At 69.3% G+C, this 21,492-nt stretch carries 21 protein-coding genes; 3 read left to right on the top strand and 18 right to left on the bottom strand.

Features of this window, described 5'->3' with window-relative positions:
- Positions 1–4 precede the first annotated feature (4 nt).
- From cmk to ACIRCZ_RS15110, 17 genes are all read right to left on the bottom strand, one after another.
- The gene (gene cmk, locus ACIRCZ_RS15190; RefSeq protein ID WP_055891192.1) at positions 5–721 is read right to left on the bottom strand and encodes a (d)CMP kinase; all 717 of its coding nucleotides are present in this window, start codon (positions 719–721) and stop codon (positions 5–7) included.
- Positions 718–1,806 carry a prephenate dehydrogenase gene (locus ACIRCZ_RS15185; protein ID WP_402854499.1) on the bottom strand — a complete coding sequence of 363 codons (1,089 nt, stop codon included), beginning with the start codon at positions 1,804–1,806 and terminating at the stop codon, positions 718–720. Before ACIRCZ_RS15185 ends, cmk begins: the two co-directional genes overlap by 4 nt.
- Positions 1,803–2,597, bottom strand: coding sequence for a pseudouridine synthase (locus tag ACIRCZ_RS15180; RefSeq protein ID WP_402854497.1), 795 nt, complete (start codon positions 2,595–2,597; stop codon positions 1,803–1,805). Before ACIRCZ_RS15180 ends, ACIRCZ_RS15185 begins: the two co-directional genes overlap by 4 nt.
- Complete coding sequence (gene scpB, locus ACIRCZ_RS15175; protein ID WP_235500370.1) at positions 2,587–3,195, bottom strand: SMC-Scp complex subunit ScpB; 609 nt, start codon at positions 3,193–3,195, stop codon at positions 2,587–2,589. The genes ACIRCZ_RS15180 and scpB overlap by 11 nt, the downstream gene beginning before the upstream one ends.
- A gap of 61 nt (positions 3,196–3,256) precedes the next feature.
- The gene (locus ACIRCZ_RS15170) at positions 3,257–4,117 is read right to left on the bottom strand and encodes a ScpA family protein (RefSeq protein WP_055891175.1); all 861 of its coding nucleotides are present in this window, start codon (positions 4,115–4,117) and stop codon (positions 3,257–3,259) included.
- Positions 4,101–4,961 (bottom strand): ParA family protein, encoded by an 861-nt coding sequence (locus tag ACIRCZ_RS15165; RefSeq protein ID WP_402854573.1) that lies wholly within the window; start codon positions 4,959–4,961, stop codon positions 4,101–4,103. The genes ACIRCZ_RS15170 and ACIRCZ_RS15165 overlap by 17 nt, the downstream gene beginning before the upstream one ends.
- A gap of 203 nt (positions 4,962–5,164) precedes the next feature.
- Positions 5,165–6,070: a site-specific tyrosine recombinase XerD gene (gene xerD, locus ACIRCZ_RS15160; protein WP_055891167.1), complete on the bottom strand. Its 906-nt coding sequence runs from the start codon at positions 6,068–6,070 to the stop codon at positions 5,165–5,167.
- The gene (locus ACIRCZ_RS15155) at positions 6,067–6,726 is read right to left on the bottom strand and encodes an NUDIX hydrolase (RefSeq protein ID WP_055891164.1); all 660 of its coding nucleotides are present in this window, start codon (positions 6,724–6,726) and stop codon (positions 6,067–6,069) included. The genes xerD and ACIRCZ_RS15155 overlap by 4 nt, the downstream gene beginning before the upstream one ends.
- Positions 6,726–8,432, bottom strand: a complete 1,707-nt coding sequence (locus tag ACIRCZ_RS15150) for a CTP synthase (protein ID WP_082581233.1) — start codon at positions 8,430–8,432, stop codon at positions 6,726–6,728. Before ACIRCZ_RS15150 ends, ACIRCZ_RS15155 begins: the two co-directional genes overlap by 1 nt.
- 14 nt (positions 8,433–8,446) lie before the next feature.
- Positions 8,447–10,171, bottom strand: coding sequence for a DNA repair protein RecN (gene recN, locus ACIRCZ_RS15145; RefSeq protein ID WP_055891161.1), 1,725 nt, complete (start codon positions 10,169–10,171; stop codon positions 8,447–8,449).
- On the bottom strand, positions 10,164–11,081 hold the full coding sequence (locus tag ACIRCZ_RS15140; protein WP_055891158.1) for an NAD kinase: 918 nt from the start codon (positions 11,079–11,081) through the stop codon (positions 10,164–10,166). Before ACIRCZ_RS15140 ends, recN begins: the two co-directional genes overlap by 8 nt.
- A gap of 133 nt (positions 11,082–11,214) precedes the next feature.
- Entirely contained in the window at positions 11,215–12,012 is a 798-nt protein-coding gene (locus ACIRCZ_RS15135; RefSeq protein WP_402854491.1) for a TlyA family RNA methyltransferase, read from the bottom strand.
- Positions 12,005–12,154, bottom strand: a complete 150-nt coding sequence (locus tag ACIRCZ_RS15130) for a hypothetical protein (RefSeq protein WP_402854489.1) — start codon at positions 12,152–12,154, stop codon at positions 12,005–12,007. Before ACIRCZ_RS15130 ends, ACIRCZ_RS15135 begins: the two co-directional genes overlap by 8 nt.
- A gap of 4 nt (positions 12,155–12,158) precedes the next feature.
- On the bottom strand, positions 12,159–13,817 hold the full coding sequence (locus tag ACIRCZ_RS15125; RefSeq protein ID WP_055891149.1) for an ABC transporter ATP-binding protein: 1,659 nt from the start codon (positions 13,815–13,817) through the stop codon (positions 12,159–12,161).
- Positions 13,810–14,727 (bottom strand): ABC transporter permease, encoded by a 918-nt coding sequence (locus tag ACIRCZ_RS15120; protein ID WP_402854487.1) that lies wholly within the window; start codon positions 14,725–14,727, stop codon positions 13,810–13,812. Before ACIRCZ_RS15120 ends, ACIRCZ_RS15125 begins: the two co-directional genes overlap by 8 nt.
- Positions 14,724–15,737, bottom strand: a complete 1,014-nt coding sequence (locus ACIRCZ_RS15115) for an ABC transporter permease (RefSeq protein ID WP_402854485.1) — start codon at positions 15,735–15,737, stop codon at positions 14,724–14,726. Before ACIRCZ_RS15115 ends, ACIRCZ_RS15120 begins: the two co-directional genes overlap by 4 nt.
- A gap of 2 nt (positions 15,738–15,739) precedes the next feature.
- On the bottom strand, positions 15,740–17,404 hold the full coding sequence (locus ACIRCZ_RS15110) for an ABC transporter substrate-binding protein (protein ID WP_402854483.1): 1,665 nt from the start codon (positions 17,402–17,404) through the stop codon (positions 15,740–15,742).
- Positions 17,405–17,552: 148 nt separating this feature from the next.
- On the opposite strand from ACIRCZ_RS15110, the gene ACIRCZ_RS15105 reads away from it, so the two are divergent.
- Positions 17,553–18,809 (top strand): acyl-CoA dehydrogenase family protein, encoded by a 1,257-nt coding sequence (locus ACIRCZ_RS15105; RefSeq protein ID WP_402854481.1) that lies wholly within the window; start codon positions 17,553–17,555, stop codon positions 18,807–18,809.
- On the opposite strand, the gene tyrS is transcribed toward ACIRCZ_RS15105, so the two are convergent.
- Positions 18,810–20,111 carry a tyrosine--tRNA ligase gene (gene tyrS / locus ACIRCZ_RS15100; RefSeq protein WP_402854479.1) on the bottom strand — a complete coding sequence of 434 codons (1,302 nt, stop codon included), beginning with the start codon at positions 20,109–20,111 and terminating at the stop codon, positions 18,810–18,812.
- A gap of 138 nt (positions 20,112–20,249) precedes the next feature.
- Between tyrS and ACIRCZ_RS15095 the strand changes: the two genes are divergently transcribed.
- Positions 20,250–20,885 (top strand): DNA-binding protein, encoded by a 636-nt coding sequence (locus ACIRCZ_RS15095; RefSeq protein WP_402854477.1) that lies wholly within the window; start codon positions 20,250–20,252, stop codon positions 20,883–20,885.
- A complete protein-coding gene (locus ACIRCZ_RS15090) occupies positions 20,882–21,478 on the top strand; it encodes a hypothetical protein (protein WP_402854475.1) in 597 nt (198 codons plus the stop codon). The genes ACIRCZ_RS15095 and ACIRCZ_RS15090 overlap by 4 nt, the downstream gene beginning before the upstream one ends.
- Positions 21,479–21,492: the final 14 nt, after the last annotated feature.

Below are 21,492 nucleotides of genomic sequence, written 5' to 3'. Positions count from 1 at the left end.
CGCGTCAGGCGCCTTTCCGGATTTCGGTCTGTACGACGTCGATGACCGCGGCGACGGTCTGCTCGAAGTCGAGATCGGTTGAATCGACGGTGGTCACACCGTCGGCGGCGTTCATGAAGTCGACGACCCGGGAGTCAGCCAGGTCGCGGCGGTGCAGCTGCTCACCGACATGGGCGGCGGAGTGGCCGACGAGTTCCGCGGAACGCCTGGCTATTCTAGCCGCTTCGCTGGCAGTGAGCAGGATGCGCACGGGAGCATCGGGCGCGACCACCGTCGTGATGTCCCTGCCCTCGACCACGATGCCCGGCTTCTCGGTGTGCCGCATGATGCTCCGGAACAGCTCGGTGAGGAAGGTCCGCACCTCCGGCACGCGAGCGATGGCGCTGACGACGGCGGTCACCTCCGGCTCCCGGATGGCGTCCGTCACGTCGTGGTCTCCGACGAACACGTGGTAGGTGTCAGGGTCGGTTCCGATGCGGTAGTCGAAGTCGGGCAGCGCATCCACGACGGCGCCGGAGTCGGTCGGGTCGATGGTGCGCGCCACCACGAACCAGCTCAGCGCGCGGTATGCGGCGCCGGTGTCCAGGTAGGCGAAGCCGAGGGCGCGGGCGGCCGCCTTGCTCACGCTCGACTTGCCGCTTCCCGCTGGGCCGTCGACCGCGACGACCGTCGGAAGCTGCTCGCCCCTGCCGGTCCGGTCGTGCTGTTCGGTCGCTGTCATCCGGCGATCCTCCATCCTCTGTCCGTCAGGTCGTCGATCGTGCGCTGCAGCACCTCAGGGAGCACCGCGATCTCGGCGAGGCCCACCTGCGCGCCCGGCGAGTGCTCCAGCCGCAGGTCTTCGAGGTTCACGCCGATCTCGCCCAGCTCCGCGAGCAGCCGCGCCAGTTCGCCCGGCCGGTCGTCGACCATGACGACGATGGACGCGTACCGCTTGTCCTGCCCGTGCTTGCCAGGCAGCCGGGAGACGCCGACGTTGCCGCCCGCGATCTCCTCCGCGATGGTGCGCCGCGCCCCGGAGGCGTCGACGTCGCCGAGCGCTCCGAGCATCCTGTCGAGGTCGTCGCGGTACGCGTGCAGGATCTCGACGATCGCCGGGGCGTTCGCTCCGAGGATCTGCACCCACAGCTCAGGCTCGCTTCCGGCGATGCGGGTCACGTCGCGCAGGCCCTGACCGGCGAGCGCGAGCGCGGCGTCCGTCGAACCCGCGAGACGCTTGGCCATCAGGCTCGCGACGATCTGCGGGGTGTGCGACACCAGCGCGACCGCTGCGTCGTGCTCCGCGGTGCCCATCTCGACCGGCGTCGCGCCGAGGTCGAGGATCAGCGCCTCCACCAGCGAGACCGCCGCACGATCGTTCTCCTGCCCTGCGCAGACCACCCACGGGCGGCCGACGAACAGATCGGCGCGGGCAGAGCTCGGCCCTCCACGCTCCCGACCGGCCAGTGGATGCGATCCCACATACCGCGACAGGTCGGCGCCCGCCGCCTCGAGCTCGGACAGCGGAGCGACCTTCACGCTCGCGACGTCGGTGACCACGGCGTCCGGATGTGCGGCGAGCTCCGCCAGCACCACCTGCGCCACGAGGTCAGGCGGCACGGCCACCACGATCAGCGCCGGAGATGTCGTGCCGTCGTCCGCCCTGCCTGCGCCGTAGTCCGCGGCGAGCCTGAGGTGCGCGGGCGACGCGTCGGCGAGCAGCACATCCACGCCGTTGGCGCGCAGGCCCAAGCCGACGGAGGCGCCGAGGAGACCTGCACCGACCACGCGGACGGGCGCGGTGAGCCGGGAGGCTGTGTCGTTCACTTGGTGTCTTTCTGGCGGGAGATCGTCAGGAGCTGGCCGAGTTCCACCTTAGTCAGGTCGCGCATCTGGCCCACCCTGAGGGTGCCGAGGTGCAGCGGGCCGAACTGGCGCCTGACCAGCTCGATCACCGGATGCCCCACCTCGGCCATCATGCGGCGCACGATCCGGTTGCGGCCCGAGTGCAGCGTCAGCTCGACGAGGCTGTCCTTGGCCGACGAGCTGCGCTCGAGCAGCCTGGCCTTGTCGGCGGCGATCGGGCCGTCCTCCAGCTCCACCCCGCGGGTGAGCGTTGCGATGGTCTGCGGGGTGACGACCCCGCGCACACGGGCGATGTACGTCTTGGTGACGCCGAAGCTGGGGTGCGCGAGCACGTGGGCGAGCTCGCCGTCGTTGGTGAGGATGAGCAGTCCGGAGGTCTCCGCATCCAGACGCCCGACGTTGAACAGGCGCTCGGGGTAGTCGGAGGTGAACCTGGACAGGTCCGGCCTGCCCTGCTCGTCGCGCATGGAGCTGACGACGCCGACCGGCTTGTTCAGCATCACGTAGCGGCGCGAGGTGTCGAGCTGCACGGCCGAGCCGTCGACGGCGACCAGGTCGGTGAGCGGGTCGATCCTGCGGCCGAGCTCGGTGACCACCTCACCGTTCACGGTCACCCTGCCCGCCGAGATCAGGTCCTCCGACACCCGTCGGGATGCGACCCCTGCTGCTGCCATGACCTTCTGCAGCCGCTCCCCCTCTGGGCTGCCGTCCGCCTGCTGCGCGTGTGCGTTCTTACTGTCTCTAGCGGACATCGCCGTCGAATCCATCCATTCCGTCCGCCAGCAGCGGGGAGATCTTCGGCAGCTCGTCGATCGAGTTGATGCCGAGCTGAGTGAGCAGGAGATCGGTGGTGCCGTAGTTGATGGCTCCGGTCTCGCTGTCCGTGAACATTTCCGTGATGAGGCCACGGCCGAGCAGGGTGCGCACCACGGAGTCGACGTTGACAGCGCGGATGGATGCGATGGCGCCGCGGCTGATCGGCTGCTTGTACGCGATCACGGCGAGGGTCTCCAGCGCGGCCTGCGACAGTTTGGTCGGGTTCTGGGCCAGCACATAGTCGGCCACGACGGGGTCGAACTCCGGGCGCACATAGATGCGCCAGCCGCCGCCCACCTCGCGCAGCTCGAAGCCGCGGCGCACGCCGCCGTCCGCTCCGTCGAAATCGGCGACCAGCGCATCCACTGCCGCGCGGACGCGCTTCACAGGAGCGCCGACCGCCGTGGCGAGGGAGACGACGCTCATCGGTTCGTCCGCGACCATCAGGATGGCTTCGAGGGCGCGCTCGACGGCGACGCCGTCCGGCAGGCCGGGGCGCGCTTCCTCGGGTGCCGCAGCATCCTGCGCCGTCATAGCCTCCTGCGACGTCACAGCCTCCTGCGACGTCAATGCCTCCCGGGCAGCCACGTCATTCTCAACCGTCATAGTCCGCTCCCAAATTCGACAGATTCTCCTCCGACCAGTGCTCCGCCGTCCAGCGGAGCGTCAGCTCACCGAGAGGTTCGAGCTGCTCGAACGCGATCGCCGCGTGCCGGTACAGCTCCAGCACGGCGAGGAACCGCGCGATCACGACGCCCTTGAGGTCTGCCCCCGCAACGAGCTGCCGGAACGTCACGGTCTCCCCCGAGCGCAGCATCCCCACCACGAGGGCTGCCTGCTCCCTGATGCTCACCAGCGGAGCGTGCAGGTGGTCGAGCCCGACGACGGGGATCTCCCGCGGAGTGAGCGCGAGGGTGGCGATGGCTGCGAAGTCGTCTGCGGTCAGGGTCCAGACCAGCTCCGGCGTGCGCTGCCGGTACTTGTCCTCCAGCCGCACGGTGCGCGTGTGCCTGGTGGCCTCCGCCTCCATGCCCGCCTGGAACCACGACGATGCCTCCTTGAAGGCGCGGTACTGCAGCAGCCGCGCGAACAGCAGGTCGCGGGCTTCGAGCAGCGCGACGTCCTCCGCATCCACCAGTTCTCCCTGCGGGAGGAGCCCGGCCACCTTGAGGTCGAGCAGGGTGGCGGCGACGAGCAGGAACTCGCTCGCCTCGTCGAGGCTGTCCTCGGAGTCGAGCGCGCGGAGGTAGGCGATGAACTCGTCCGTGACCCGGCTCAGCGAGATCTCGGTGATGTCGAGCTCGTGCTTGGTGATCAGCGACAGCAGCAGGTCGAACGGACCCTCGAACGCGCCGAGGGCGACGCGGAACGTCGCGGGCTGGACGGCCTCCTGGGCTTCAGCCACCTGACCGTCTGCGGCGTCCTCGCTCCCGGTGGCGCTAGGCGACGGCGCCACGCGCGATCAGTTCCCTCGCCAGCTGGCGGTACGCCTCCGCCGCGGAGTGCTCCGGCGCGAACTGCGTGATCGGGGTGGCGGCGACGGAGGCGTCCGGGAACTTGACCGTGCGCGAGATGACCGTCTCGAGCACCCGGTCGCCGAAGGCGTCGACGACCCGCTCCAGGACCTCGCGGGAGTGCAGCGTGCGGGAGTCGTACATGGTGGCGAGGATGCCGTCGAGCTCGATCGCCGGGTTCAAGCGCTCGCGCACCTTGTCGATCGTCTCGATCAGCAGGGCGACGCCGCGCAGCGCGAAGTACTCGCACTCAAGCGGGATGAGCACGCCGTGCGCCGCGGTCAGCGCATTCACCGTGAGGATGCCGAGCGACGGCTGGCAGTCGATCAGGATCACGTCGTAGTCGCCGCTGACCTTGCGCAGCACGCTGGCCAGGATCTGCTCGCGGGCGACCTCGTTGACGAGGTGCACCTCCGCTGCGGACAGGTCGATGTTGGCCGGGATGATGTCGAGCCCGGGAACGCCGGTCTTCTGGATCGCCTCCGCCGGGTCCTTCGAACGCGACAGCAGCAGGTCGTAGATGGTGGTGACGTCGTGCGTCTGCGCTCCGAGCCCCGCGGACAGCGCGCCCTGCGGGTCGAAGTCGACGGCCAGCACGCGGCGGCCGTACTCGGCGAGGGTGGCGCCCAGGTTGATGCTGGTCGTCGTCTTGCCGACGCCGCCCTTCTGGTTGCACAGCGCGATGATGCGCGCTGGCCCGTGACCCTTGAGCGGAGCGGGAACGGGGAACGACCGCAGCGGGCGGCCCGTCGGGCCGAGCGGCACGGCGAGGGATGCGTCATCCATGCCCGGAAGCTGGGTTCTGACCTCGTCGTTGCGCGTCACCTGCGTGTTCCTCGTCCCTTTTGTCGCTGACTTACGTCAGTTGCCCATCCTACCGACGCAACCCCCATCTCGCGGGGCGCACCGCCGCTGTCAGCAGCCTCTCGGTTCGTGCAGAACGTGCGGTGCAGCGCGTCGGGACCGCGCGTTTCGCACGACTCGTGCGGTCAGCGGGCGCGTGGATGCGCGGAGGTGTACACGTCGCGCAGGGTGTCGGCAGTGACGAGCGTGTAGATCTGCGTGGTCGCCACCGACGAGTGGCCGAGCAGTTCCTGCACGACCCTCACGTCCGCGCCTCCCGCGAGCAGGTGCGTGGCGAAGGAGTGCCGCAGCGTGTGCGGAGAGACCTCGACGCCGAGCTGGGCGCGCTCGGCCGCTGCCCGGATGATCAGCCATGCATTCTGGCGCGACAGCCTGGCCCCGCGCATCCCGAGGAACAGTGCAGGGGTCGCCCTGCCCTTCAGCGAGAGCGCAGGGCGCGCACGCACCAGGTAGGTGTCGATGGCCGCCCTGGCGTAGCTGCCGAGCGGGACGATGCGCTGCTTGCTTCCCTTGCCGGTGAGACGCACGATGTCGTCGTCGATCACGTCGTCCACGTTGAGGTTCACCGCCTCGCTGACGCGTGCGCCCGTCGCGTAGAGCAGTTCGAGCAGCGCCTTGTCGCGCAGCGCCGCGATGTCGTCGCCGTCCGTCGCCGCGAGCAGGGCGGACACCTGGTCGACACTGATCGCCTTCGGCAGGCGGCTGGCGAGCTTCGGCGGCTTCACCTCGTGTGCGACATCCACCTCGACCACCCCCTCGTCGAGCAGGAAGCGGTGGAAGCCGCGCACCGTGGAGAGCATCCTGGCGAGCGACGACGAGGTCAGGGGCGACTCGGCGCGCGAGCCGAGGTGCACGGTGAACTCGGAAATCATCGGTGTGGTGATGTCCGCGGGGTCCGTCACGTCGCGGGAGGTCAGCCACTCCGCGTACACGCCGAGGTCGCGGCGGTACGCTGCGACCGTGTTCGCCGACAGGCCGCGCTCGATCGAGACGTGCCGCAGGTACGAATCCGCGACCGTCTCGACCGTCATGCGCCGAGCTTCGGGTGCCGCGGCCACGGCAGGTCCGCCGCGCCGAGCTTCGCCCAGCCGCTCTGCCTGCCGAGCTGCGCCGCCAGCACGCCGATGGTCAGCGACGGGTTCTGGATGCGCCGGTCGAGCACCGCATCCACTGCGTCGTCGAGCGGCACCCAGCGCACCTCGATGTCCGCCTCCTCGTCGAAACGGTCGAACGCCGTTGCGGTGGGTCGCAGCCCGCGGGCGAGGTAGATCCTGATCGCCTCGTCGCTGCCTCCTGGGCTCGTGTAGAACTCGGACAGCACGTTCCACTCGTCGGCCTCGACGTCTGCTTCCTCCGCCAGCTCGCGCTTGGCCGCATCCAGGGGACGCTCTCCGCGTACGTCGAGCAGTCCGGCCGGGATCTCCCAGTCGCGATACCGCACGGGATGCCGGTACTGCTTGATCAGCAGCACCCTGTCCTCGTCGTCCAGCGCGAGCACGGCGACCGCGCCGGTGTGGTCCACGAAGTCACGGCCGATCACATCGCCGTTGTAGCGGAACGTCTCGTGGCGCACGTCCCAGACGCGGCCGGTGAACACCGTCTCCGACGACACGATCTCGGGAGAGAACGGGTCGTCGGTGAGCTCGTCCGTCGACGGGACCTCTGCAGACTGCGCCTCGGCCGCCATCAGGCGTCCGCGGCCACTTCGAACAGCATGCTGGCCTTCTGCCGGTCGAGGGCGGCGCCGACGAGCCCGCGGAACAGCGGGTGCGCGCGGTTCGGGCGCGACCGCAGCTCTGGGTGCGCCTGGGTGCCGACATAGAACGGGTGCACGTCGCGAGGCAGCTCGACGTACTCGACCAGGTGGCCGTCCGGCGATGTTCCGGAGAACCAGAGCCCTGCGTCCGCGATCTGCTCGCGGTAGTTGTTGTTCACCTCGTAGCGGTGGCGGTGGCGCTCGGACGCCTCGGGGGCGCCGTAGAGCTCTGACACGATCGAGCCCTCTGCGAGGAGCGCAGGGTAGAGGCCGAGTCGCATGGTGCCGCCGAGGTCGCCGCCCGCGATGATCTCCACCTGCTCCGCCATCGTGGCGATGACCGGGAACTCGGTGTCCGGGTCGAACTCCGACGACGACGCTCCCGCGAGACCGGCCTCGTTGCGGGCGTACTCGATCACCATGCACTGGAGCCCGAGGCACAGGCCGAGGGCGGGGATGCCGTTCTCACGGGCGAGCCGCAGCGCGCCGAGCTTGCCCTCGATGCCGCGGACGCCGAAGCCGCCAGGCACGCAGATCGCGTCGACGTCGGCGAGCTGGGCTGCCGCGCCCTCCGGGGTCTGGCACTCGTCCGAGGCGATCCATTTGAGGTGCACCTTGGTGTTGTGCGCGAAACCGCCGGCGCGCAGCGCCTCGGTGACCGAGAGGTACGCATCCGGAAGGTCGATGTACTTGCCGACCAGGCCGATCGTGACCTCGTGCTTGGGGTCGTGCACGGCGTCGAGCAGTTCGCTCCAGCCGTCCCAGTTGACGTCGTCCGCCTTGTCGAGGCCGAGCTGGTCGATGATGTATGCGTCGAGGCCCTGGTCGTGCAGCATCGTGGGGATGTCGTAGATGCTCGGAACGTCGACCGCGTTGACCACGGCGGACTCGTCCACGTCGCACATCAGCGCGATCTTGCGCTTGTTGGACTCGGAGACCGGGCGGTCGCTGCGGAGCACCAGCGCGTCCGGCTGGATGCCGATGGAGCGCAGGGCGGCGACGGAGTGCTGGGTCGGCTTGGTCTTCTGCTCGCCGGAGGCGTTCATGAACGGCACGAGCGAGACGTGGACGAAGAAGCAGTTCTTGCGGCCGAGCTCGTGGCGCACCTGCCTGGCCGACTCGATGAACGGCTGCGACTCGATGTCTCCGACCGTTCCGCCGATCTCGGTGATGATGACGTCCGGCGCCGGCTCGCCGTCCGGCCCAGGCTGGGCCTGCAGGCGCATCCTGCGCTTGATCTCGTCGGTGATGTGCGGGATGACCTGCACCGTGTCACCGAGGTACTCGCCCCTGCGCTCCTTGGCGATGACGTTCGAGTAGATCTGCCCCGTCGTCACGTTGGCCGACTGGCCGAGGTTGATGTCGAGGAAGCGCTCGTAGTGACCGATGTCGAGGTCCGTCTCAGCGCCGTCATCCGTGACGAAGACCTCGCCGTGCTGGAACGGGTTCATCGTTCCAGGGTCGACGTTGAGGTACGGATCGAGTTTCTGCATCACGACACGGAGGCCGCGAGCAGTGAGAAGGTTGCCGAGGCTGGCCGCTGTAAGACCCTTGCCCAACGAAGAAACGACACCACCCGTCACGAAAATGTGCTTGGTAATGCCGTTCGAAATGCCCGCGTCTGATTTATCCACCACGGGCTTTTATCCTATCACCCTGCGGACCCGGCCATCTCCACCAACTCTCGCGCGTGCGCCAGCCCGCTCTCCGAGTCCGGCAGGCCGGAGAGCAGCCTGGCCATCTCGGCGATCCGCTCGTCTCCGCCCAGCTGCCGCACACTGGATGCGGTCACAGAGCCGTCGCTGCCCTTCACCACCGTGAGGTGGTTGCCCGCGAACGCGGCGACCTGCGCGAGGTGCGTCACGACGATCACCTGCGAGCTCTCCGCGAGTTTGGCGAGCCTGCGGCCGATCTCGATGGCGGCGGCGCCGCCGACGCCCGCGTCGATCTCGTCGAAGATGAAGGTGGGAACGGGGTCGGTTCCCGCGATGACGACCTCGATCGCGAGCATCACCCTGGAGAGCTCTCCCCCGGACGCGCCCTTGCCGAGCGGCCGTGGCTCTGCGCCGGAGTGCGGCTGGAGCAGGATCGACACCTGGTCGCGTCCTGCCGCCGTGAACTCCTCGCGCTGGATGACCTCGACCACGACGCGCGCATCCGCCATCGCGAGGGCGGTCAGCTCGTCGGAGACGGCCGTGCTCAGCCGCTCGGCCGCCGACCGCCGCTGTGCGCTCAGCCCCTCTGCGAGTTCGGTGGCGAGCGCGGCGTCCGCCTCGACCTCCGCGCGCAGCTCCTCGATCCGGTCGGAGTCGCCGTCGAGTTCGAGCAGCCGGGAGCTGCCGGAGTCGAGCGCGCCGATCACATCGTCGAGCGTCGGGCCGTACTTGCGCACGAGGGTGGCGAGCTCTGCGCGCCTGTCCTGCACAAGTTCGAGCTCGCGTGCGCCGTCCGTGTCGAGCGTCGCGAGGTAGGTGGAGAGCTGGGCGGCGACATCGGAGATCAGGTAGTTGGCGTTCGCGACGGCCTCAGCCACCGTGCCGAGCGCGTGGTCGTGCTCGGAGACGCGCTCCAAGTGCCGCCTCGCGCTGTCGAGGAGGCCGAGGGCGTCCGCGCCCTCCGACTCCTCGGCCGAGAGCAGTTCCCTGGCGCTGGCCGCCGCCAGGCGCAGCTCTTCGAGGTTCGACAGACGTTCTGCGCGCTCGGCCAGTTCGTCGTCCTCGCCGGGCTGAGGAGCGACGGCCTCGATCTCCGCCATCGCGATGCGCAGATCCTCCGCTTCCCTGGCACGCCTGTCCTGGTCGGCCACCAGCTCGTCGAGCTCCGAGCGGTTGTCGCGCCAGCGGTGGAAGACCTGCGCGTACGCCTCGACGGCGGCGGCGAAGTCCGGCCCGGCGAACCGGTCGAGGGCCTCCCGCTGGGCGACGGCCGACCGCAGCCGGATCTGATCGGACTGACCGTGCACCACGACGAGTTGCCCGCCGAGCTCGGTGAGCACGCTCACCGGGGCGCTGCGTCCGCCGACGACCGCGCGCGATCGCCCCTCCGCCGACACGGAGCGCGTGAGCACCAGCTCAGCACCTCCGCCGCCGAGGGGGTCGACGTCTCCCCCTGCGTCGCGCACCCGCTCGACCACGTCGCTCGACTCCGCTATGCGCCAGCGGCCCTCCACCCAGGCCTGCGCGCTGCCGAGCCGCACGGCTCCGGTGTCGGCGCGCTCCCCGAGCAGCAGCCCGAGCGCGGAGACGACCATCGTCTTGCCTGCGCCCGTCTCACCGGTGATCGCCGTGAATCCGGGGCCGAGCGGCAGGGAGGCGTCGGCGATCACTCCCAGGTCTTTGATCGAGATCTCCTCGATCCCACCACGGTTCTCAGTCACGGTCGGCCGGTCCCCTCCATCCGGTGACGGGAAGGTTGAACTTGTGCACGAGCCGGTCGGTGAACGGACCGGGATGCAGGCGGGCGAGGCGCACAGGGATGGGCGACCTGCGCACCACGACGCGCGCGCCGGGCGGAAGGTCGAACGCGCGGCGGCCATCGCACCAGAGGATGCCAGCGCCACCGGTTCGGTCGAGCAGCTCGACGGCGAGCGACGAGTCTGCGTCGACCACCAGGGGGCGCGCGAACAGGGCGTGCGCGCTGAGCGGCACGAGCAGCAGAGCGGCGACGCCAGGCCAGACCACGGGACCGCCTGCGGAGAAGGAGTATGCCGTCGATCCGGTCGGCGTCGACATCACGACGCCGTCGCAGCCGAAGCTCGACATCGGACGGCCGTCCACCTCGATCACCACTTCGAGCATCCGCTCGCGGCTCGCCTTCTCGACCGTCGCCTCGTTGAGCGCCCAGCTCTCGTAGACGACTTCCTTGCCGAGCTTGACCCGCGCGGAGAGCGTCATGCGCTCCTCGACCTCGTAGTCCTTGGCCAGTCCACGGGCGACGGCGAGGGCCAGGTCGTCCCGCTCGCTCTCGGCGAGGAAACCGACGTGGCCGAGATTGATGCCGAGCAGCGGAGCGGAGCATCCCCTGATCAGCTCTGCCGCGCGCAGGATGGTGCCGTCGCCGCCCAGCACGATGACGAGCTCCAGCTCGTTCGGCTGCACGTCGACGCCGAGCACGGCCACGTCGTCGAAGCTCGGGTTGGCGGCCAGCACGTCGCGCCGTTCGTCCTCGCTGAGCACGGGCACGACACCAGCCGCGATGAGCTGAGTGCAGACCTGCACTCCTGCTTCGAGGGAATCTTGGCGACCGGTGTGCGCGACGACGAGGATGTACCTGGCGGGTGCATCCATTGGCGTCACGCTCCGTTCTGGTGGTGGAATCCGGTCTTCCCATTCTGTCGGTTTTCCGCACGTCTGTGTGAGCGCGCGACAGGTTGGGGAAAGCTCTCAGGCTGTGGAGAGCCGTGCCGATCGAGCCGGCCGGTCAGTGCGTCGTTGCCGACTGCACCTCGGCCAGCCACTCGGTCGGGTTTGTCCCGGACGCGCTCAACCAGACCAGGTACTCGCGGTTGCCCTGGCTGCCGGCGATCGGCGAAGCGACGAAGCCCTTCGTGCCGAGTCCGAGGTCGTGCGCGGCCCAGAGCACGCCGGTCACGGCGTCGGAGCGGAGTCCGGCGTCGCGTACGATCCCCTCTTTGATGCCCGTGCGTCCCACCTCGAACTGCGGCTTGACCAGCAGCACGAAATCGGCGCCGTCCGCCGCCGTCTCTGCGAGAGCGGGGAGCACCTGCGTCAGAGAGATGAACGAGAGGTCGCCGACCACGAGGTCCGGCCGCAGTTCCTCGCCGAGCAACCCGGCGAGGCTGCTCGCGGTGAGCGTGCGCACGTTGACGCCCTCGAACGACGTCAGTCGCTCGTCGCCCGCGATCAGCGGGGAGAGCTGGCCGTGGCCGACATCGACGGCGATCACCCTGGCGGCGCCGCGCTCCAGCAGCACCTGGCTGAACCCGCCCGTGGATGCGCCGGCGTCCAGCGCGACCCGTCCTGCGACGTCGATGCCGAACGCATCAAGTGCCCCGACGAGCTTGTGGGCGCCTCGGCTCACGTAGTGGTCGGCGCCGGCGACCTCGACGACCTGCTCGTCTCTCACCTTGTGCGATGCACGCGTCACAGGAACGCCGTCCACCGTCACCAGACCTTCGGAGATGACCGTCGCCGCGTGCGTGCGCGAGCGGGCGAGACCTCGGGCGGCGAGTGCAACGTCCAGCCGGGATTCAGCCACGCTGCACGTCGCCGCCCTCGAGCTGTTCGCGCAGTTCGTCCTGCACCTGCGCGTACGCTTCCGCCCGCGCGTCGAGCGCCTGCTCCTCGATCACGGTGAGGCGGGAGACGAGCCCGTCCTCACCCCTGTCTGTCGCTTCCATGCCGTCAACGGTACGCGACTGTGCTCCGTTCGAAGAGCTCCCTCCCCGGCACGGCCGCCAGCAGCTCCTGCGTGTACGGGTGCTGCGGGTTCGCCAGCAGGTCCCCGGCCGGCCCTGACTCGACCAGTACGCCGCGGCTGAGCACGGAGACGTGGTCGGCGATCTGCTCCACCAGGCCGAGGTCGTGCGAGATGAAGAGGTAGGTGAGATCGTGCGCCGTCCTGAGGTCGAACAGCAGGTCGATGATCTGCGACTGCACCGTCACGTCAAGCGCCGATGTCGGTTCGTCCAGCACCAGGATGCGCGGGGCCACCACGAGGCTGCGGGCGAGGGCGACGCGCTGCCGCTGGCCGCCGGACAGCTCGCTCGCCCTGCGGCCGAGAACGGTCTGCGGTAGCGCGACGGAGTCGAGGGCGTCGATGACCCTGGAGCGCCGCGCGCGGGACGAGCCACCGTTCCCTTTCCCGCCGATCCTGAGCGGTTCGGCGATGATCTGCTCGACCGTGAACCGCGGGTCCACAGCGGCGAGCGCGTTCTGGTAGACGAGGAGCAGGTCCTCCGGCCGCTCGTTGAAGGCGGACGCCTCCCTGGGCCGTTCGTGGCCGTGCACCGTGACCGTGCCGGAGGTGTACGGCGTGATCCCGGCGACGATCCGCGCGAGCGTCGTCTTGCCGGAGCCGGACTCCCCCACGATCGCGTGCACGGCTCCTGCTGCGACATCGAGCGTCACCCCGTCGAGCGCCGTGACCCCGTCGCCCTTCGCCGAACGGGAAGGGAACACCTTGCCGAGTTCGCGCAGGCTGACGACGGGTGGCTGCTCGTCCCTGCCGACCAGCCGCAGGTGCGTGTACTTGCCCGGCGTCGCGGCCGGCACATCGGAGAACAGCCGCTGGGTGTACTCGTGCTGCGCCCCGGTCAGCAGGTGCTCCACCCTGCGGTGTTCCAGCAGGTCGCCGCCGTTCAGCACGGCGACGTGGTCGCTGCGCTCCGAGGCGAGCGCCAGGTCGTGCGTGATGAAGAGCACACCGAGGCCGCGCTCGGCGCGGAGCTCGTCGATGAGGTCGAGGATGCGCTTCTGCACCGTGACGTCGAGCGCACTGGTCGGCTCGTCCGCGATCAGGAAGGCGGGATCGGCCGCGATGGCGATGGCGATCAGGACGCGCTGCAACTGGCCGCCTGACAGCTCGTGCGGGTACGACGAGAGACGTTCCTCCGGGTTCGGGATGCCGACGCGGTCGAGCAGGTCGACCGCCCGCGTCCTGACCTCGGCGCGGGCGATGCCGTGCCTACCGACCCTGATCGCCTCCGCGAGCTGGCCGCCGATGCGCTGCAGGGGGTCGAGCGAGCTGAGCGGGTCCTGTGGCACGTAGCCGATCGTGGTGCCTCGCAGCGGTCGCCAATCCTTCGGACGGAACGCGGTGACGTCCGTGCCGTCCAGCACGACGCGCCCCGCTGTGACCCGTCCCGCGTCGGGCAGGAGGCCGGAGACGGCGCGGGCGATGGTGGTCTTTCCAGAGCCGGACTGGCCGACGAGGGCCAGGGTCTCGCCGCGGGCGAGGTCGAAGCCGACGCCGTGGACGACCTCGGTCTCCGCGCGGCCGCTCCGGTATGCGATGCGCAGGTCGGTGACCTGGAGCAGGGGTGCTGCGTCGTGTTCAGTCACGGTTCCGTCCGTTCCTCGCGGTGTTGCTGAGCTGGTTGATCGCCCACACGGTCAGTGCGATGGCGATGCTGGGGAACACCACGAGCCACGGGGACGAGGTGATGTACTGGCGTCCCTCCGAGACGAGCAGACCCCACTCCGGCTCGGGCGGTGGGGCGCCGTAGCCGAGGAAGCTGAGCGCGGAGATCCACAGGATGGCCGTGCCGAACTGCAGCGCCGCGAGCGAGAGCACGGCGGAGAACGAGTTGGGGAACACATGCCGCCAGAGCACATAGCCCGGCCGGCCGCCGATGTGGCCGGACGCCTCGACGAACGGCAGGTTCTTCACTGTCAGCACCTGCGACCGCATCACCCTGGTGAAGGTGGCGACGGAGGAGACTCCGACCGCGATGGCGGCGTTCAGGCTGCCGAAGCCGAGCGAGACCACCACCACCATCGCGAGCAGCAGCCCGGGGATGGACAGCAGCGCGTCGACGATGCGGCTGATCACCGCGTCCGTGAATCCCCCGGCCGATGCCGCGATCAGTCCGAGCAGCGTGCCGACGCCGAGCCCGACGATCACCGCGACCGCCGAGCCGAGGAGGGTCCTGCCCGTGCCGAACACGATGCGCGACCACAGATCGCGGCCGAGGTAGTCCGTACCGAGCCAGTGCTGCGCACTCGGGGCGGCGAGCACGTTCGCCTGGTCGCCCGTGAGCGGGTCGTCGTGGGCGAGCAGTCCCGGCGCGACCAGCGCGGCGAGCAGCAGGAGCAAAAGGGCGACGGCGATCCAGTCGACCCAGCCGAGGCGGCGCGCGAGCCCGGCGAGACTCGCCGCGATCGCCGCGCGCCGTCCGCTCCCGTCGCCCTGGCCCCGACTGTCCCTGTTCCGAGCACGCTGCTTCTGGGTGAGCGTCGCTTCCGCGGTCATGCCGGCACCTCCGTCTTCTTCTGCGCCCTGCGACGCTCCGCCCCGGGGCCGCCTGCTCGATCAGAACCGCCGGCGCCGCCCTGCGTGATCCGCGGGTCGAGCGCAGGGTAGACGAGGTCGGTGATCAGGTTGATCGACAGGTACACCGCCGAGACGATGAGCACGATCGCCTCGATGGTGGGGGTGTCCTGATCGCGCACGCTCGTGTACGTGAAGTAGCCGAGGCCGGTGCGATTGAACACCGTCTCCACGATCACCGAGCCCGCGAGCACGTCTCCGACGATCAGCGCGAGCAGCGTGATCGACGGGATGGCCCCGTTCTTCAGGACGTGCCGGAGGACGATCCCGCCCTGCGACACCCCCTTCGCGGTCAGCACGGTCACGAACGGCTGGCTCGCCGCATCCCCCAGGCCCTGGATGAGCACCTGGCTGAGCGCGCCGCTCGACGCGAACGCCAGCGTGATCGCGGGGAGGACGAGCGAGACGAATCCCTGATCGGTGATCGACGACACCCAGCCGAGCTGGAACGAGAACACGACGATCAGCACGTAGCCGACGAGGAAGCTCGGCGATGAGATGGACAGCACGGGGACGGCGCGCGCCGCATCCCGCACCGGCTTCCACGGCGCGAACGTCGCCGCCAGCGCGATGGCGAGCGACAGCACAACCGTGAACAGCAGAGCGAGGGCGGCGAGCGGCAGCGTCTGGCCGAGCGCCTGCCCGATCAGGTCGGCGACCGACTTGCCGTTGGTGAGCGAGAACCCGAGGTCGCCGCGCGCCAGCCGGGTGAGCGACAGGAAGAACTGCACGATCGCCGGCTTGTCGGTGTTGTAGTACGCCCGCAGGCCGTCCGCGGTCGACTGCGGCAGCGGGCTCACCGGATTGTTGATCTTGTTGTCGATCGGATCACCCGGCAGCACGAACAGCGCGATGAACGTGATCGCGTACACGATGAAGATCACGACGAGGGACTGCCCGACCCGTCGGAGAACGTATCCGAACGACGGCATGATCAGCTCGGCACGCTCACGTTCGAGAACAGCGGAAGCGCCCCGTCCGACAGCTCGAACCCGGTGATGCCCGGCCGGACGACGAACACCTGGCTGTCGTTCAGGATGGGGATCACGTACGCCTTCTCCGTGACCAGGTAGTCCTGCGTCTGCTGCAGGAGGCTCGATCGCTGGGCGTCGTCGACGGCCGTGAGCTGGTCGGCGAGCAGCTTCTCCAGGGTGGCGTCCGAGCCCTTCAGTCCGAGCAGGTCCGACCCTGCCTTGCTGTAGTACTCGACCAGCCCGACGGTGGGGTCCGGATGCGGCCAGCCGACCCGCAGGAAGCCGACCTCCTTGTCCGCGAACGCCTTGGCCCAGTAGCTCGAGTAGTCGAGCTTGTTCAGCTCCAGCTCGATGCCGAGCTGCTTGAACTGGGACTGCACGGCCTGGAACAGGGCGTTGCCGGTGTTGTCGTACACGTCGATGTACGTCTTGAGGTGCAGCCTCGTGCCGTTCTTGGTGCGGTAGCCTGCCGAGTCCTTGCCCGTCCAGCCCGCTTCGCTGAGCAGCTTCTCCGCCGCGCTCGCGTCGTAGGCGAACGCATCCGAGACGTCCTTGTAGCCGAAGGTGTGCGGCGAAAGGACACTGGTGGCGGCTGTCCAGCTGCTGGTGTAGATGTCCTTCAGGATCTGCTCGCGGTCGATGGCGTGCGAGAGCGCCTGCCGCACGCGGATGTCGTCGAGCGGCGGGGTCGTCGTGCGCAGGAACCACTGGTTCGACAGACCGACACCCGTCTTGGCGACGATCGTGAACTTCTGCTTGGCGAGAGCGATCTCGTCCTTCGGCTCGACGTAGCGCAGGATCCCGGCCTGACCGGATTTCACGGCGCCGAGCCGCACCGCGTCGTCCTCGGTCGGGATCCAGACGATCTTGTCGAGCTTCGACTCGCCCTGGTTCTTGGCGCTCGCCGGAGCCCAGGCGTAGTCGGCACGGCGTTCGAGCACGTACTGCTTGCCGTAGGTCTCCGACGACACCCGGAACGGACCGCTGCCGATGAGCTTGGTGTACTTCACCTGCTGGTCGTGGGATGCGTCGATGGTCGCGTTGGCGACGAGACCGGAGCTCCACGATGTCAGCACGTTGAGGAACGGCGCATACGGGGTGTCCAGGTGAACGTGCACCTCGCGCTTGACGACATCGGTGGTGACCGAGATGGCGCGCGGGAACTGGCTGTTCGCCGAGATGCCGTTCGCGCTGTCGCCGTTCACCTGCCACTCCAGGTTCTTCTTGACGCTGGCGACGTCGAGCGGCGTGCCGTCCGAGTACGTGACGCCCTCCCGGATCACGAACGTGTAGTCGCGTCCGTCCGGTGAGGTCGTCCAGCTCTCCGCGATCCACGGCTCCAGCTCGAACGTCTTCGGGTTGCGGTTGATCAGCCGGTCGGCCAGGTTCTGGATGAGGTCCCTGGTCTGCCAGGTCCCGGACTCCTGCACCTGCGCAGAGGTCGGGATCTCCGGGTCGAGGTAGGTCAGCGTCCCGCCGCGCGTGCCGGTGGCGGCGACGGGCGTTCCGTCTGCTGCGCAGCCTGCGAGGATCGTCGCGCTCGCGATTCCGATGGCGGTGGCCGCCAGGAAGTTGCGTCGGCTCAGCGCTCGTGCGCCGAGAGTATCGAGGGGCGATGATGCCATCGGTCGTCCTTTCAGGGAGGGGTTCGAGCGACGACTATCGCGGCGGGCACGAGCCACGAACGAGCCAGATTGCGGAATGTGACGTTCCTTACGCTCCGTGACGACGGAGGGTGACGGGCGGCGCGCAGCGTGCGTAACCTCGCCGACCATGGCTGCATCTACGACCCTCTCCGCCCCGCCCAGCGTCCGCTTCTCCCGCCGATTCGACGGGCTCGATCTGGCGATCGACGAGCTCTCCTCCGAGCTCACCGACACGACCAGAGAGCGCGAGCGCGACCGCGTCCTGCTGCACGAGCCGGTGCGCAGACTGCTCGGCGCCGGGTTCGGCGCGCTGCGCGTCCCGGTCGAGCACGGCGGCCTCGGCGGCTCGCTGGAGGACCTGTTCGAACGCCTCATCCACCTCGCGGCCATCGACCCGAACCTCGCCCACGTGTTCCGCGGTCACATCGGCTTCGTCGACGGGCTCGTCATCGACGGCAACCGAGCGTGGGCGGATGCGTGGCTGGCGCGCTCCGCCTCCGGGATCCTCGTCGGGAATGCCCAGTCGGAGCGCAGCGACACGGCGGAGGTGGCTGCCGTGGTCGAGCCGACCGCCGACGGGCTGCGGCTGTCCGGCACCAAGTACTACACCACCGGCAGCATCTACTCCGACTGGATCCTCCTCACCGCGAGGCTCGGGGACGACAGGGTGAACGTGGTCGCCGACGCGTCGCATCCCGGTGTGTCGTCCGTGGACGATTGGGACGGCTTCGGCCAGCCGCTCACCGGCAGCGGCACGACGGTCTTCACGTCCGTGCCGATCGAGACGGCCGATGTGATCTCCTGGAGCGACGAGGACGACGGCGCAGGCGAGTACGTCGCCGCGGTCTTCCAGCTCACGCTGCTCGCCGTGCAGGCGGGCATCGCTGCCGCGGCGCTCCGCGACACCGTCGCCTTCGTGCGTCCCCGGCGACGCATCTTCGGCTTCGCCGGCGAAGCGCTCCCCCGCCACGATGCGCTCGTGCAGCAGGTCGTCGGCCGGGTCAGCAGCGCAGCGGATGCGGCGAGCAGACTGGTGCTCTCCGCCGCGCGCGAGCTCGACACGCTGCGTACGCGCGAGGACAAGAGCGCGGCATACCGGGAGGCGGCACTCGGCGTCTTCCGGGTGCAGCAGATCCTGCCGAGGATCGTCCTCGACGCGACCACGGAGCTGTTCGAGGTGGGAGGGGCGAGCGCCGTCGGCCTCGGCTACGGACTCGACAGGCACTGGCGCAACGCGCGCACGCTCGCGTCGCACAACCCGGCGAGGCAGCGCGAACGCAGCATCGGCGAGTACGAGCTGAACGGCACCTTCGCGACCTGGGGCCGTGAGCACACGCCGACAGGGGCGGCAGCGGCATCGGCCGCCACCGCCCCCGGCGCCTGACTACTCCACGAACAGTCCTGCGAGCGTCTTCTTGCCGCGGCGGAGCACGATGAGGCCGCCGGGGAGCACCAGCTCGCCCACCGCGGCGTCGCCGTCGTCCACCTTGGTGTTGTTCACGTAGACGCCGCCCTGTGCGATGGCACGACGCGCCTCGCCGAGGCTCGACGTGAGGCCGGTGTCGACCAGCGACTGGGTGATGGTCGCGGTCGGAGCCGTGGTGGTGTTCGGCAGTTCGCGCAGCGCGGCTTCGAGCGTCGACGCATCCAGTGCCGTGAGCTCGCCCTGGCCGAACAGCGCCTGGGCGGCGGCGATCGCAGCATCCGTCGCCTCCGCGCCGTGCACCAGGCTGGTGACCTCGTAGGCGAGCCTGCGCTGCGCCTCGCGCTTGAACGGCTCGTCGGCGACGGCCTGTGCAAGACGCTCGATCTCGGCCCTGGTCAGGAACGTGAACACCTTGAGGCGGTCGATCACGTCCGCGTCGTCGGTGTTCACCCAGAACTGGTACATGGCGTACGGGCTGGTGAGCGTCGCATCCAGCCAGATGGCGTTGCCCTCGCTCTTGCCGAACTTGGTGCCGTCGCTGTTGGTGATGAGCGGGGTGCCGATGGCGTGCACGGAGACGTGCTCGACGCGGCGCACCAGGTCGGTTCCGCTGGTGAGGTTGCCCCACTGGTCGCTCCCGCCCGTCTGCAGCACGCAGCCGTATGCGCGGTACAGCTCCAGGAAGTCCATCCCCTGCAGGATCTGGTAGCTGAACTCGGTGTAGCTGATGCCCTCGTCCGAGTTGAGGCGCGCGGCGACCGCGTCCTTCTTGAGCATTGTTCCGACGCGGAAGTGCTTGCCGATGTCGCGGAGGAAGTCGATGGCGGACAGCGGAGCCGTCCAGTCCAGGTTGTTGACGAGGCGCACCGCGTTGTCGCCATCGGAGCTGAGGAAGCGCGAGACCTGGCCCTGCAGGTAGCCGACCCAGGTGGAGACCGTCTCCTTGGTGTTCAGGGTGCGCTCGGCGCTCGGCCGAGGGTCGCCGATCAGGCCGGTGGAGCCGCCGACGAGGCCGAGCGGCTTGTGGCCGGCGAGCTGCAGCCTGCGCATGGTGAGGAGCTGCACCAGGTTGCCGAGGTGCAGGCTCGCCGCGGTGGGGTCGAAGCCGCAGTAATAGGTGACAGGCTCTCCGGCGAGGAGCTGTTTGAGCGCTGCTTCATCCGTGGAGACCTGGATGAGCCCGCGCCACACCAGCTCATCCCAGACGTCGTCGAAGGACGGATCGTTGGCCTGTGCGTTGAGCGTTTCGGAGTCGGACACGCACTCAGATTATCAGCGGGATCGCGCGGCGCCGCGCCTCCGCAGATCAGGTCTACAGCCCTGATCGCATTGGAATCAGGCCTGTAGACCTGATATGATCCGAATCAGGTCCTCAGACCTGATGAAGGGAGCGCTCGCGTGTACGTCATCACCGCAGATCAGGTCGACAGCAGAAGTCGGCCAGACATCGTCGCCGACACCGTCGACGACCTCAACCGCCGATACTCCGAACGCCTCGCCCTCCCCGTCGACCGCAATGCCGGCGACGAGGTCCAGGCGCTCACCGCGCACCCCGACGCCGCCGTCGACCTCGCGCTCGAGCTCACCAGGCACGACGCGTGGAGCGTCGGCCTCGGCATCGGAGCCGTGCGCACCCCGCTGCCGAAGGAGACCCGCGAGGCAGCAGGGGATGCGTTCATCGCCGCCAGGGAGGCCGTCACCAGGGCCAAGCGCGCCCCCACCCGCTTCGCAGCGGAGGCTCTGGACTCCGCGCAGGCCGCCGCCGATGCGGAAGCGCTGCTGAACCTCCTCCTCACCATCCGCGCCGGCCGGTCCGAGGCGGGCTGGGAGCTCTACGACCTGATCGTGACCGGCCTCACTCAGGCGGAGGCAGGGGCGCGCCTCGGCATCACACCGCAGTCCGCCAACGACAGGGCCCGCGCGGCGAACCTCCGTGTCGAGCTGGCCGCCGTGCCTGCTCTGACTAGGCTGGTGGCGCGTGCCGATGACGGAGACGGGCACGCAGTTGCAGAGCCGCGAACGGAGAGAGCGTGACCACCATCCCCATCCACTCGCTGTTCGGAGTGATCGGGCCGATTGTGGCCTGGTCGTTCGCCCTCCTGCTCTCCATCGCGTCCCTGTGCTGCATGGTCGCCACCCTCCGGTCGCCTCGCCGCCCCCTGGTCTACGTCGCGTCCGGGCTGCTCGCCATCGCCGTCGTGCTGGTGATCCTGCCCGGCCAGCACGCACCCCTGGTGTTCCAGGTGCTCATCGGCATCGTCGCCATCGCTTTGAGCGTCGCGGGAGGAGGGCCGGCATCGCAGGTGGTGCTCGCCCTGGCCTCCAGAGCCACCGTCGCAGGAGCCAACGGCGGCATCGTCGTGCACGCCCGCGTCGACGGCCACGACGGCACCCGCGAGGTGCTGCGCGGCGGCACGACGATCGGCTTCCTGGAGCGCTTCGCGACCACCGGCGCGATCATCGCCGGGTTCCCGGAGGCGATCGCCGTGCTCGTCGCCATCAAGGGCGTCGGCCGCTTCACCGAGCTGGACGCGGCAGAAGCGCGCGAGCGGTTCATCATCGGCACGCTGACCAGCCTCGTCTGGGCGTGCGTCTGCGCCGCCCTGTTCCGGATCGCCGCAGGCTAGCTGGACGATCGACG

It is taken from the genome of Leifsonia sp. NPDC102414 (assembly GCF_044765685.1).
GTDB lineage: Bacteria > Actinomycetota > Actinomycetes > Actinomycetales > Microbacteriaceae > Leifsonia.
The sequence above is the reverse complement of the archived record's forward strand: the minus strand, read 5'-3'. Positions and strand labels throughout refer to the sequence as shown.